Genomic DNA, 12,463 nt, shown 5'->3' on the forward strand with positions numbered 1-12,463 from the left:
GAACGATCACAAAGTCGGGCAGTCCGCGAGAAACACCGCAACCCGTTCATTTACATGATGGTGCAGTGCACATCGCAGCGTCATGACAGGCACCTGGCCGACGTCTGTCGCGCGCTTCCCCCGCCGCTGATAATGCGACAACGGTCACGCTTCAAGAAGCGCTTCAGGCGGAGCGATAGCCCGCGGGGTTCGCCGACTGCCAGCGCCACGCGTCCTCGCACATGCGCTGCAGATCCAGTCGTGCACGCCAGCCGAGCACTTCAGCGGCACGCGACGGGTCGGCCCAGCACATGGCCACGTCACCGGCTCGGCGCGCGATGACCCGATACGGCACTTTGCGCCCCGAGGCTTCCTCGAACGCGCGCACCAGTTCCAGCACGCTCACGCCCTGCCCCGTGCCCAGGTTCACCGCCTGGCAGCCAAAGCCAGGGCGCAGCGTCTCCACCGCGCGCACGTGCGCCTCGGCGAGGTCCATCACGTGGATGTAGTCGCGCACGCCGGTGCCGTCGGGCGTCGGATAGTCGCCACCGAACACGCTCAGGCAGTCGCGCGCGCCCACCGCCACCTGGCTGATGTAGGGCATCAGGTTGTTGGGGATGCCGCCGGGGTCTTCGCCGATGCGTCCGCTGGGGTGCGCGCCCACCGGGTTGAAGTAGCGCAAGAGCAGCGCGTTGAAACCAGGCCGTGCCGCGCACAGGTCGCCGATCAGCTCCTCCACCACCAGCTTGGTGCGGCCATAGGGGTTGGTGACGCGCAGCGGCGCGTCCTCCCGGATCGGCACGCTGTCCGGGTCGCCATACACGGTGGCCGACGAGCTGAAGACCAGGTTGGCGACGCCCGCGGCTTCCATCGCCTGCAGGAGCGTCACGCTGCCACCGATGTTGTTCTCGAAATACGCCAGCGGCTGCTCGCAGCTCTCACCCACCGCCTTGAACGCGGCGAAATGGATCACGGCGTCCACGCCTTCCAACGCCGCGGCAAGCTGCGCCGCGTCGCGGATATCGCCCTCCACCAACGCCACCGGGCGCTCGGCCAGTTCGGCGATGCGCTCGACGGCGACCGGCGAGCTGTTGGAGAAGTTGTCGTAGATCACCGCATCGTGGCCGCGCGCCGCCAGCGCCACGCAGGTGTGGCTGCCGATGTAGCCCGCGCCGCCGCAGACCAGGATCTTCATGCGCCGTGGTACTCGCGGTACCAGCGCACGAAGTTGGCCACGCCTTCCTCCACGCCCACCTGCGGCCGGTAGCCCACGTCGGCCACCAGCGCGGACACGTCGGCCTCGGTATCGGGCACGTCGCCGGCCTGCAGCGGCAGCAGCTCCATCACCGCCTTGCGGCCCAGGCACTGCTCGAGCACCTCGATGTAGCGCAGCAGTTCCACCGGCTCTTCGTTGCCGATGTTGTAGATGCGGTACGGCGCCACGCCGCTGGTGCCAGGATCCGGCGCCTCGCCCTTCCATGCAGCGTCGACGGTGGGCACGCGGTCAAGCGCACGCACCACGCCTTCCACGATGTCGTCCACGTAGGTGAAGCTGCGCCGGTGGTGGCCGTTGTTGAAGACCTTGATCGGCTCGCCGGCAAGGATGGCGCGGGTGAACAGGAACAACGCCATGTCCGGCCGGCCCCACGGCCCGTACACGGTGAAGAACCGCAGCCCGGTGGTAGCGGTGCCGTAGAGGTGCGCATACGAATGCGCCATCATCTCGTTGGCCTTCTTGGTGGCCGCGTACAGCGTCAGCGGGTGCTCGGTGCCCTGGTGCTCGTTGAACGGCATGGCGCGGTTGGCGCCATACACCGAACTCGTGGACGCGAACACCAGGTGCTCCACGCCGTGGTGGCGGCAACCTTCCAGCACGTGCAGGAATCCGGTGACGTTGCTGGCCACGTACACGTGCGGGTTTTCCGCCGCATAGCGCACGCCTGCCTGCGCCGCCAGGTTCACCACGCGCTGTGGCTTGTGCTTCGCGAACACGTCTTCCACCGCCGCACGGTCGGCCAGATCCGCCTGCACGTGGGTGTAGCCCGGGTGGTCCATGAAGCGCGCCAGGCGCGCCTTCTTCAGGTTGACGTCGTAGTAGTCGTTGAGGCTGTCGAAGCCGATGACCTCGTCGCCGCGCGCAAGGAGCTTGAGGGCGACATGGCTGCCGATGAAGCCGGCAGTGCCGGTGACGAGGACTTTCATGCAGGGGCTCCGGTGGGAGGGGGAATGATAACCCCCGCCCACCTGCACGCCCCTCGCTGTGCCGCCGTGCGGCCTAGCTTTCGCCCATGCCCGCCGCCGGTTCCGGCGCGCTGCCGGCGCGCACCTTCTCCTCGATGCGCCGGCCCACGTCGGCATCGATCGACGTCCAGTAGGCGAACGCGCGCTCCAGCACCGGGCTGCGCACGCCGCCCAGCAGCGCACCGGACACCGTTTCCACCAGGCCGTCGCGGTCGGCATCGCTGAACACCTCGCGCACCAGGATCCCCGGCTGGGTGAAGTCGTCATCGTCGGCTCGCAGGGTGTAGGCGCTGCGCACCATCGTGCCGTCGGCCTCCCAGCCGTTGTCGACCGCGCCGGTCTCGTCAGACCACGCGCGACCGCCGCTGTTGGTCGCGTATACCGGCGCACTGCCACTGTGCTGGTAGGCCATTTGCCCGTCGAACATGTAGGTGTTCACCGGCACCTTCGGCTGGTTCACCGGCAGCTGGTGGAAATTGGTGCCGATGCGGTTGCGCTGCGCATCCGCGTAGGCGAACGAACGCGCCAGCAGCATCTTGTCGGGCGACAGGCCGATGCCCGGCACCGTGTTGCCCGGCGAGAACGCCGCCTGTTCGATCTGCGCGAAGAAGTTCTCCGGGTTGCGGTCCAGCGTCATGGTGCCGACCTCGATCAACGGATAGTCCGCGTGCGGCCACACCTTGGTCAGGTCGAAGGGATTGATGCGGTAGGTCTTCGCATCCGCATACGGCATCACCTGCACGGACATCACCCACTGCGGGTGCTCGCCGCGCGCGATGGCGTTGAACAGGTCGCGGCGATGGAATTCCGCGTCGGCGCCGGCCATGTCCCGGGCCTCGCCGTTGTTGAAGAAGCCCATGCCCTGGCGGGTGTGGAAGTGGTACTTGACCCAGGACTTCTCGCCGGCCGCGTTGACCCACAGGTAGGTATGCGAGCCGTAACCGTTCATGTGCCGCCAGGTGCGCGGCAGGCCGCGCGGGCCCATCAGGTAGGTCACCTGGTGCGCGGTCTCGGGGTTGTTGGTCCAGAAGTCCCACTGCATGTGGTTGTCGCGCAGGCCGGAATCGGGCAGGCGCTTCTGGCTGCGGATGAAGTGCGGGAACTTCATCGGGTCGCGCACGAAGAACACCGGCGTGTTGTTGCCCACCAGGTCGTAGTTGCCCTCGCTGGTATAGAACTTCAGCGAGAAGCCGCGCACGTCGCGCCAGGTGTCGGGGCTGCCCATCTCGCCGGCCACGGTGGAAAAGCGGATCAGGAGCTCGGTCTTCGCGCCCGGCTGGAACAGCGCGGCCTTGGTGTAGCGCGACACGTCCTGCGTGGTCTCGAACGTGCCGAACGCGCCCGCGCCCTTCGCGTGCGGCTGGCGCTCCGGCACCTTTTCGCGGTTGAAGTGCGCCATCTGCTCGAGGAAGTGCACGTCGTGCAGCACGATCGGACCGTCCGGCCCGATGGTCAGCGAGTTGCGGTCGCTCACGGCGGGCGCACCTGCGCCGGTGGTGGAGGGCGGGTGCGCCTTGTCGGCTGGATTGCTCATCTGGCTGGGTCCTTTTGCTTGGAGGAATCGCTGCAAGCGCCGCAGCGCGGGTGCAGACGATCATCGCCCCGGCGTGGACCTGAATACCAATGAATTGAGCTGGCGCATTCGATAGCCGGCCCCTATCACGACAGCGATCAGCTCACACCGCGTGGCGAGCCAGCTCCGTCGCATCGCTCACCGCTCGCACCCGCGCGATGCCCAGCGCCTCGGCGAGGTAGCGGGCATTCGCACCGCCCACGCAGATCGCCACGCCCGTCGGCAGCGCGTCGTGCAGCATCTGCAGTTCGTGCAGAGCGGTGCGTGCCTGGCCCGGATCGACCGAGCTGATCGCCACCGCCGCCGCGCCCAGGCGCTCGGCCACGCGCGCCAGCTCGCGCGCGGGCAACTCGGTGCCCAGGTACAGCACGGGCGCGCCGGCCTCGTACGCATGCAGCGCCGCACCGATCAGGCCCAGCTCGTGGCGCTCGCCCGGCAGCGTGGCGAACAGCACGCGCGGTCGGCCGCCGCGCGGCTGCTGGTTGAGCACCGACAGCAGGCGTGCGCGCAGCATGCTGCTGACCAGCCGCTCCTGCGCGATCGCCAGACGGCCATCGGCCCAGCGCACGCCCACCTCGCGCAGCAACGGCGTGACCACGCGCGCCATCAGCACCGGCAGCGGCAGCGTGGTGATCGCCACCGCCAGGTCACGGTCGAACACGTCCACCTGGTAATCCGCGATCGCATCGAGCATGCGTTCGGGCAGAGTTTCCACGCCGCCGTAGCCCGCGTGTCGGCCCTCTTCGAGCAGCTGGTCGAGCGCCGCATCGTCCAGCGCGGCAAGGTCGCGGATCGGATGGCCGCGGTCGGTCAGCCGGTGCAGGCGCGTGAGGCGCTCCACCATCGCGCCGTCGTACAGGCGCCGGCCCTTGTCGTCGCGGTGCGGCAGCACTGCCGCGTGGCGGCGCTCCCACGCACGCAGGGTTTCGGGGGTGAGCCCGCTGAGCTCGGCGGCGGCCTTGACGGGGAACATGCCGCGCAATGTACAACACATGTACAGCCTTGGCTTGTACAACCGATTAACGGCCTGTTGCGGACACTGGCGCCACACCCCAACAAGGACATCTCCGATGACCAGCACCAACTCCACCCGCCAGGCGTCCACCCTCCGCACCCTGACCGTCGCCCTCGCCCTCGGCCTGTCCGCGCCGCTGGCCTTCGCCGGCTCCACCGGCACCGCCGCCGCCGCCAAGCCCGCGCAGGCCCAGGCCGACATCGTCGACACAGCGGTTGCCGCGGGCCAGTTCAAGACCCTGGCCGCGGCCCTCACTGCCGCCGACCTCGTCGACACGCTCAAGGGCAAGGGCCCGTTCACCGTGTTCGCGCCTACCGATGCCGCATTCGCCGCGCTGCCGGCCGGCACCGTCGACGACCTGCTGAAGCCCGAGAACAAGGCCAAGCTGGTCGCCATCCTCACCTACCACGTGGTGCCGGGCCGCTACCCCGCGGCGCGCGTGTCCGGGCTGGACACGGCGGCTACCGTCAATGGCGATTCGGTCGACATCGCCGCCGCCAACGGTGGCGTCACGATCGATGGCGCCAAGGTGGTCAAGGCCGACGTCAACGCCACCAACGGCGTCATCCACGTCATCGACAAGGTCCTGATGCCGGGCGGTTGATCGCCACACCATCCCCGAGCAACCTGGAGACAACCATGAAAGTCCTCAACATCGTGACACTCGCGCTGGTGATCGTCGGCGGCATCAACTGGGGCCTGGTGGGCGCAGCCCAGTTCGACCTGGTGGCCACTCTCTTCGGCGGCCAGGACGCCATGCTGGCGCGGCTGGTGTATGTGCTGGTCGGCCTGTCCGCGCTGTGGCAGATCCTGCCGCTGATGCAGGCCAGCGTAGCCACCGACGACGGCCGCGCGGAGATGCGCCGCTGATGCCAGCCCCCGCAGCGCTGGTCTGGTTCCGCAACGACCTGCGCCTGCGGGACAACCCGGCCCTGCAGGCCGCGCTGAGCACCGGGCTCACCCCGGTGCCGGTGTACGTCCACGCGCCACATGAGGAAGGCGCGTGGACGCCCGGCGCGGCGTCGGATGCATGGCGCCACCGCGCTCTCGTCGCACTTGATGGACAGCTCCGCGAGCGTGGCTCGCGCCTGCATGTGTTTTGCAGCGATACCCTCCCCTCGCTGCTGGCCGCGGCCGCCTCCTCCGGGGCGTCCGCGGTGTTCTGGAACCGCCGCCACGAGCCCGCGATCGATGCGCGCGACACCGATATCCGCCGCGAGCTGCGTCGTGCCGGCCTGCGCGCCGACGCCTACAACGGCAGCCTGCTGTTCGAGCCCTGGCAGGTGGAAACCCGCCTCGGCGATCCGTACCGCGTGTTCACCCCGTACTGGAAAGCGGCGCTCGCCAACTGGAATCCGCCTCGCCTCCTCGCTGCGCCGCATCAGCTTCCCCCGTTCGACGCCACGCTGCCCGGCGAAGTCACCCTCGACTCACTCGGCCTGCAGCCCACGCCGCGCTGGGATGCCGGCTTCTGGAACACGTGGACGCCCGGCGAACACGGCGCCGATGCTGCGCTGCGCACGTTCGCCAGCGAAGGCCTGCACGACTACCGCGACGGCCGCGACCGCCCCGACCGCTCGCTCACCTCGCGCATGTCGCCGCACCTGCACTTCGGCGAGATCGCACCCTGGCGCATCGCCGACGCGCTCGCCAATGCCGGCCCCGAAGACGAACGCGCCGCCTACGTGCGCGAGCTCGGCTGGCGCGAGTTCGCCCATCACGTGCTGCACCACTTCCCCCACACCCCCGACACCGACTTCAACCCGCGCTTCGCCGACTTCGCCTGGGCCGACCCCGCGCCCGGCCTGCTGCAGGCCTGGCAACGCGGCCGCACCGGCGTGCCGATCATCGATGCCGGCCTGCGCCAACTCTGGGCCACCGGCTGGATGCACAACCGCGTGCGCATGATCGTCGCCAGCTTCCTCACCAAGAACCTGCGCATCCACTGGCGCCACGGCGCCCGCTGGTTCTGGGACACCCTGGTCGATGCCGACCTTGCCAACAACACGCTCGGCTGGCAGTGGGTCGCCGGTACCGGCGTGGATGCCGCACCCTACTTCCGCGTGTTCAATCCGGTGTTGCAGGCGCAGAAGTTCGACCCGCAGGGCGAGTACATCGCGCGCTGGGTGCCGGAGTTGCGTGGGCTGCCCGCGAAGGGGCGGCATGCGCCGTGGGAGGTGGCGTCGGGTGATCGCGCTGGCATGGGGGATTACCCGCGGCGACCGATCGTGGATCTTGGCGACAGCAGGCGCGATGCGCTGGACGCATTCGCACGATTGGCCAAAACGCCCTGAACAAAAAAGGGCCGCCGGCATGCAGCCGGCGGCCCTTGCTCACGCTTGACGCGCGACCGACTCAGAAGTCGAAGCGCACCTGCACCTGTGCCAGGTCCACATCCACATCGTCCATCTCGAAGCGGCTGTACTCGCCGCGCAGCGCCACGGTGTCGGTGAACCGGTACTGCAGGCCCAGGCCATAGGTCGGGTCGGTGCCGTCGTCGGAGAGGCTGCCGTAGCCTGCCGCGCGGGCGTCAGCATCCCAGCTGTGGAAGCCTGCCTTGGCATAGCCCGAGAACTTCTCGGTGAAGGGCAGCGTACCTACGGCGACCAGCGACACCGTGTCGGCCTCCAGCGAGGCCACGCCCGCGTACTCGACCTTGCCGAAGTCGGTGTAGCCCAGCTCGAAGCCCCAGTTCGGGTGCAACTGGTAGCCGCCGAAGACCTGGAAGCCGGTCTCTTCCTCATCGAGCACGCCTTCGTCGATCATCGACTGGCCGACACCGGCGCCGGCATAGAAGCCGACGGGCTCCGCGGCCTGGGCGCCGAAGGACAGCGCGCCGAGGGCAGCGGCAAGGACGGTACCGGCAAGCAGGTTGGTCTTGTTCATGGGTGGAGCTCCTTGGGTTATGTGAGTCACGCCCAGGAACATGGAGACCCCACGCGCGGAACGAAGTAACGAAATCGTCACAAATCGTTCCAGCAGCGGACTTCCCTTTGATGCGGCGCACTGCTCAAGCTGCGCGCCGCCTCCACCGGCTCAGCCTTCCGCTCTCGGGCCGGTCGTGCGCAGGCTGCCCAACATCGCCCGGAAGCTCGGCGGGATCCCTTCCAGCGCCTCGCGGTGCGGAAGGTGCTGCGTCACCCGGTAGCGCCCGCCATCGATGCGCGCCACCAGCATCGCCATGCTCACCCCGTCGCCCACCGCGCGCATCGAGAGCTCCACGTCGGCGCGCGCCTCCGGCGGAAAATACGCCTGCATGCCCGCGTCCTCCGCCGGGCCTACGTTGGACAGGGCGAGCTGCATGTTCTCGCGCAGCGTGGCGAGGTCCATCGCATCGTCGATGCGCTCGATGCGCATGAAAAAGCCGTCGTCCACGCGCGCGTACGCCAGGTCGCAGCAGGGCTCTTCGGGCGTCATCTCGAGCTGCGGCAGCACGTAGATGGCATAGCCCTGCGGACTCTTGAACAGGCGTGCCTCGCGGGCCTCGCGCTGGCCTTCGACGGTGACGTCGAGCTGCCGCGTTGGCGCCAGGGATTCGATCGGGGTGTAGGCGACCGCGGACTCCGCGCTGGCATCTGGCCGTCCGGACGCGCTACCGGGATGCGATTCGCTCAGCGGCTCGACCGCCGGCGTCTCCATCGGATCTTCGGGACCAGCGGCGGGCGACCGTGCATCCGGCGCGTCCTGCCGGCCGCATGCGGCCAGCAGCGCCAGGATCACGATCGCTGCCATCGACTTCCGTGGATTCATCACGCACTCGCATCGGGAAAAGACGCCAGACGGTAGCGCCACTCGCATGGCAATCGCGTAGAGACCCAAGCCTCATGCGCGAGGTTGCGGAGGTCAATGACGAGGTCTGGAGCCTCATGCGCGGGGTTGCGGAGGTCAACGATGAGGTCTGGAACCTCACGCATGAGGTTACGGAGGTCAACAACGAGGCCTGGAACTTCATGCATGAGGTTACGGAGGTCAACGACGAGGTCTGGAACCTCATGCACCAGGTCTGGAACCTCGTGCCCCCAGCGCCTACCTCCCCCGGTACGGCTCGCACCCCACCCCATCGTTGTCCCGATCCAGGTGCGCCCCATAGCCCGGATCACCGCGCCGCACCGGCGCAGCCCCGGCCGCACGGGCCGCGTCGCAGTTCACAAAGGGTCGTGTTCCAGCCGCAGCGCCAGCGGGCGCCGAGTTGGCGGGCGCAAAACGTTGCGCCGCAGGCGGTGCAGGCGCGGCCGTACGCGCCGGGCCGCGATGGCAGTGGTATTCGCCGGTGCTGCGATTGGTGTGGCAGCCCTCGCTGTTGAGGCCACCGCTATGCGCGGCAACGGGCCCCGCGGCCAGCAGCAGCGTGCAAAGCATCATCTGTTTCAACACAGGCATTCCCTCCCCCAAGGTTCGCCACCTGCCAATCCACCCACGACGTTCAACGCCGCACCCTCAAGCTGAGACCTACCCTCCCGCCCTCACCCCATCAACAACCCACTGATCTCCCCCACCTTCTCCCGCAGCAACTCCTCATCCCCCCGCGTCTCGATGTTCAACCGGATCAGCGGCTCCGTATTCGAGCTGCGCAGATTGAAGCGCCAATTCCCGAAATCCGCCGACAACCCATCCGTGTAATCCAACTCCGGCTGCAACGCACTGAAATGCGCCAGTACCGCCGCGATCGAAGCCCCCGCATCCGCCACCGTGAAGTTGATCTCGCCGCTGCACGGGAACTTCGCCATCCGGTCTTCCACCAGCTCCGCCAGCGACAGCCCGCTCGTCGACACCAGGGCCGCGATCAGCAGCCACGGGATCATCCCGGAGTCGGCGTAGGCGAACTCGCGGAAATAATGGTGCGCGCTCATCTCGCCGCCGTAGAGCGCGTCCTCGGCGCGCATCTTCTCCTTGATGAAGGCGTGGCCGCTCTTGCACAGCACGGGCGTGCCGCCGGCCTCGCGCACCATCTCCACCGTGTTCCACAGCAGCCGCGGGTCGTGCACCACCTTGCCGCCCGGGCTGCGCGCCAGCAGCGCCTTGGCCAGCAGCCCGACCAGGTAATAGCCCTCGATGAAGCGGCCGGTGTGGTCGAAGAAGAAGCAGCGGTCGAAGTCGCCGTCCCAGGCGATGCCGAAGTCGGCGCCATGCGCTTTCACCGCGTCGGCGGTGGCGGCACGCGCGTCGGGCAGCAGCGGGTTGGGAATGCCGTTCGGAAAGGTGCCATCCGGCTCGTGCTGCACGCGCACGAACTCGAACGGCAGGTGCGGCGCCAGCAGGTCGATGACCGTGCCGGCGCCGCCGTTGCCCGGGTTGCTGACGATCTTCAACGGCTTCAGCGCAACGCCCGCCACGTAGGTCAGCAGGTGCGCGATATACGCCGACTTGTCGGTCATCGCGCGTCTGCCGCCGGTGCCCTGCCCCGCGGTGAAGTCGTCGGACAGCGCACGGTCGCGGATGGTGAACAGGCCGGTGTCGGCGCTGATCGGCCGCGCGTTCTCGCGCACCAGCTTCAGGCCGTTGTAGTCCATGGGATTGTGGCTGGCAGTCACCATCACGCCACCGGCCGCACCGAGGTGATCGGTCTGGAAATAGACCTCCTCGGTGCCACAGAGGCCGATATCGATGACCTCGCGGCCGGCTTCGCGCAGGCCCTGCGCCAGGGCCGCCTGCAGCGACGGACTGCTCAGGCGGATGTCGTGCCCGATAACAACCGCACCAGGGCCGAGCAGCTCCGAGGTGGCCGCGCCGATGCGCATGGCCAGGGCTTCATCGAGTTCATCGGGGACCCGGCCGCGGATGTCGTAGGCCTTGAATGCTTTCGATGACAAAGGTGTGCTCCAGCGGTGCGGGGACTCGGATCATACCGGTGGGCTCCGATGCCGACCGCTATGCTGCGATCAACGACTGCCGCGCCCCCCGCATAGAGCGCTGCTCACGACCGTGATGCCAACGCCAACCAGTAACCCGGCCATGCCGCCCGCAAGATTCAACAGGACGTCATCGACCCGCGGTTCTCTGGCAGGCGCCAAGCCCTGCGTCAGCTCCGCAGCAACCGCGAGCCCCACCACCAGTCCCCAGGCCTTCCAACCCCGCAAGTCCGCGCGACACAGCCAAACCAGCAGACCCAGCCACACAAAGATCACGAAGTGTGTCCACTCGGAGACATCCAACGGTGTGCGGGCAGCAAACTGGTGCAATGCACCGACCCCATCCTTGCCGAGGAGCCCGGTGATCTGCTCTCCAGGCAGGAACAGCAGGGCAGACATCACCATCGCGGACCCGAAGAGTGCCACGCGCGCAACAGGTCCACTGCGCCACGCCAGCAGCAGGCCTACAACCAATGCCATGGCGCCAAGCAACAGGTCCGTCGGCCCCATCAGAAAGGCCCGTCGTCCGGATCAGATGCGATGCACATAAACCTTCGAAGGCTCGCCCCCATGGACTTCAACCTTGCCGACTACTTCCGCGCCCATGCGCTGGTAGAACCGGTGCGCGGGGCCTAATGCTTCACCTACTGTGATGCGGAATGCCTCCACACGGCGCTTCCGAAAGTCCTCGACCAGCCGACCGTACAGCCGATCGGCAACCGCCTTGCCGCGCCATTCGGGGGCCACCGCAATGCTCAGCAACTCGGCCTCGGGCAGGCCCGCGGGCAGCACGCCAGCGCCGGAGTACCGCACGATCTCGAGGATGCGCCGCACCTTGGAGGGGCGCACGAGTGCCGGGGCGAGCGCCAGCGCCAGCCTCACGGGGCTGCGTAGCATCCGCTTGTAGATGGCGCCCATGCCGGTGCCGCCGGTGACGAAGCCCTGCACCTGCCCGCTGTCTTCTTCGACCAGCAGCGTGGTTTCGTCCGCGCGGTCGATCGCTTCGTACATCAAAGCGAGAAAGCCTTCGCCCAGGGTGGCCAGAAACCCCTGATCCAGGCAGCGCACATGCAGACGCGCGACCCGTCGGTAGCGCTCGGCCTGGGTCATTGCGCGATCGGCGTTGCGGCGCCTTGGGCACCGCCGGCAGCAACCAGCTCTTGTGGCGGTACTGGCAGGCCGCGGAACACGCGCCACATGGCGTTCGACGCTGGCACCAGCACCACCCATGCCGTCACCACGATGCAGCGCAGGTACGTCCACAAACCCCGGTTGGCCACGTACCACTCTTCGAGGCGTCCCTTGTACGGCATGATCACGTCGTCGTAGAAACGCTCGGGTTCAGCGCTCGCGTGCATCAGGTCCTCTTCGTCTCGAAAGACGATGGAGCCCACGCCGGACAAGCCGGGCCGCACCTTGATGATCTCAGCCTGCGAACTCGCGGGGAAGGCGTCAAAGCAGCGCTTCGTCTGCGGCCGCGGCCCGATGACGCTCATGTCGCCCTTGAAGATGTTCAGCAGCTGCGGCAGTTCGTTGAGCTTGGTCTTGCGCAGAAAGCGGCCCATCGGCAGCACCCGCGGGTCGTGCTTCACGGTCACGGTGCCGGTGCCCAGGTTGGGGCTGTCCTTCAACATGGTCGCAAACTTGTACAGGCCAAAGAGCCGACCGCCTTGGCCGATTCGCTGCTGCACGTAGAACACTTCGCCCTCGCCGCTCAGGCGCAGTGCGATGGCGATGGGCACCAGCAGGGGCGAGAGCACCAGCAGGGCCACGCCGGAAAACACAATGTCGAGCAATCGCTGCATG

The 12,463-nt window shown here is 67.9% G+C and carries 14 protein-coding genes; 3 read left to right on the top strand and 11 right to left on the bottom strand.

Annotated elements, in window-relative coordinates:
• Positions 1-163 precede the first annotated feature (163 nt).
• From galE to JHB91_RS04180, 4 genes are all read right to left on the bottom strand, one after another.
• Positions 164-1,174 carry a UDP-glucose 4-epimerase GalE gene (gene galE / locus JHB91_RS04165; protein ID WP_199471670.1) on the bottom strand — a complete coding sequence of 337 codons (1,011 nt, stop codon included), beginning with the start codon at positions 1,172-1,174 and terminating at the stop codon, positions 164-166.
• The gene (locus JHB91_RS04170; protein ID WP_199471672.1) at positions 1,171-2,181 is read right to left on the bottom strand and encodes an NAD-dependent epimerase; all 1,011 of its coding nucleotides are present in this window, start codon (positions 2,179-2,181) and stop codon (positions 1,171-1,173) included. Before JHB91_RS04170 ends, galE begins: the two co-directional genes overlap by 4 nt.
• Before the next feature lie 73 nt (positions 2,182-2,254).
• On the bottom strand, positions 2,255-3,754 hold the full coding sequence (locus tag JHB91_RS04175; protein ID WP_199372445.1) for a catalase: 1,500 nt from the start codon (positions 3,752-3,754) through the stop codon (positions 2,255-2,257).
• Between the two features lie 142 nt (positions 3,755-3,896).
• On the bottom strand, positions 3,897-4,766 hold the full coding sequence (locus JHB91_RS04180) for a MerR family transcriptional regulator (protein ID WP_199471674.1): 870 nt from the start codon (positions 4,764-4,766) through the stop codon (positions 3,897-3,899).
• Between the two features lie 97 nt (positions 4,767-4,863).
• Between JHB91_RS04180 and JHB91_RS04185 the strand changes: the two genes are divergently transcribed.
• From JHB91_RS04185 to JHB91_RS04195, 3 genes are read left to right on the top strand one after another with little or no spacing between them, the layout of a single operon-like run.
• Positions 4,864-5,412, top strand: a complete 549-nt coding sequence (locus JHB91_RS04185) for a fasciclin domain-containing protein (RefSeq protein WP_199471676.1) — start codon at positions 4,864-4,866, stop codon at positions 5,410-5,412.
• 35 nt (positions 5,413-5,447) lie between these two features.
• Complete coding sequence (locus tag JHB91_RS04190) at positions 5,448-5,678, top strand: DUF378 domain-containing protein (RefSeq protein WP_199372442.1); 231 nt, start codon at positions 5,448-5,450, stop codon at positions 5,676-5,678.
• The gene (locus JHB91_RS04195) at positions 5,678-7,102 is read left to right on the top strand and encodes a deoxyribodipyrimidine photo-lyase (RefSeq protein ID WP_199471677.1); all 1,425 of its coding nucleotides are present in this window, start codon (positions 5,678-5,680) and stop codon (positions 7,100-7,102) included. The genes JHB91_RS04190 and JHB91_RS04195 overlap by 1 nt, the downstream gene beginning before the upstream one ends.
• Before the next feature lie 61 nt (positions 7,103-7,163).
• Here the strand turns inward: JHB91_RS04195 and JHB91_RS04200 are convergent, their stop codons facing one another.
• From JHB91_RS04200 to JHB91_RS04230, 7 genes are all read right to left on the bottom strand, one after another.
• Complete coding sequence (locus JHB91_RS04200) at positions 7,164-7,694, bottom strand: outer membrane beta-barrel protein (RefSeq protein WP_199471679.1); 531 nt, start codon at positions 7,692-7,694, stop codon at positions 7,164-7,166.
• 150 nt (positions 7,695-7,844) lie between these two features.
• Positions 7,845-8,558 carry a hypothetical protein gene (locus JHB91_RS04205; RefSeq protein WP_199471680.1) on the bottom strand — a complete coding sequence of 238 codons (714 nt, stop codon included), beginning with the start codon at positions 8,556-8,558 and terminating at the stop codon, positions 7,845-7,847.
• A 276-nt stretch (positions 8,559-8,834) separates the two neighbouring features.
• The gene (locus JHB91_RS14050; RefSeq protein WP_343225051.1) at positions 8,835-9,188 is read right to left on the bottom strand and encodes an excalibur calcium-binding domain-containing protein; all 354 of its coding nucleotides are present in this window, start codon (positions 9,186-9,188) and stop codon (positions 8,835-8,837) included.
• 83 nt (positions 9,189-9,271) lie between these two features.
• A complete protein-coding gene (locus JHB91_RS04215; protein ID WP_199471685.1) occupies positions 9,272-10,618 on the bottom strand; it encodes a phosphomannomutase in 1,347 nt (448 codons plus the stop codon).
• Between the two features lie 69 nt (positions 10,619-10,687).
• The gene (locus JHB91_RS04220) at positions 10,688-11,167 is read right to left on the bottom strand and encodes a VanZ family protein (protein ID WP_199471687.1); all 480 of its coding nucleotides are present in this window, start codon (positions 11,165-11,167) and stop codon (positions 10,688-10,690) included.
• A gap of 21 nt (positions 11,168-11,188) precedes the next feature.
• Positions 11,189-11,767 (bottom strand): GNAT family N-acetyltransferase, encoded by a 579-nt coding sequence (locus JHB91_RS04225; protein ID WP_199471689.1) that lies wholly within the window; start codon positions 11,765-11,767, stop codon positions 11,189-11,191.
• Positions 11,764-12,462, bottom strand: a complete 699-nt coding sequence (locus JHB91_RS04230; RefSeq protein ID WP_199471690.1) for a sugar transferase — start codon at positions 12,460-12,462, stop codon at positions 11,764-11,766. Before JHB91_RS04230 ends, JHB91_RS04225 begins: the two co-directional genes overlap by 4 nt.
• Position 12,463: the final 1 nt, after the last annotated feature.

It is taken from the genome of Luteimonas sp. MC1828, from assembly GCF_016461615.1.
Taxonomy (GTDB): domain Bacteria; phylum Pseudomonadota; class Gammaproteobacteria; order Xanthomonadales; family Xanthomonadaceae; genus Luteimonas.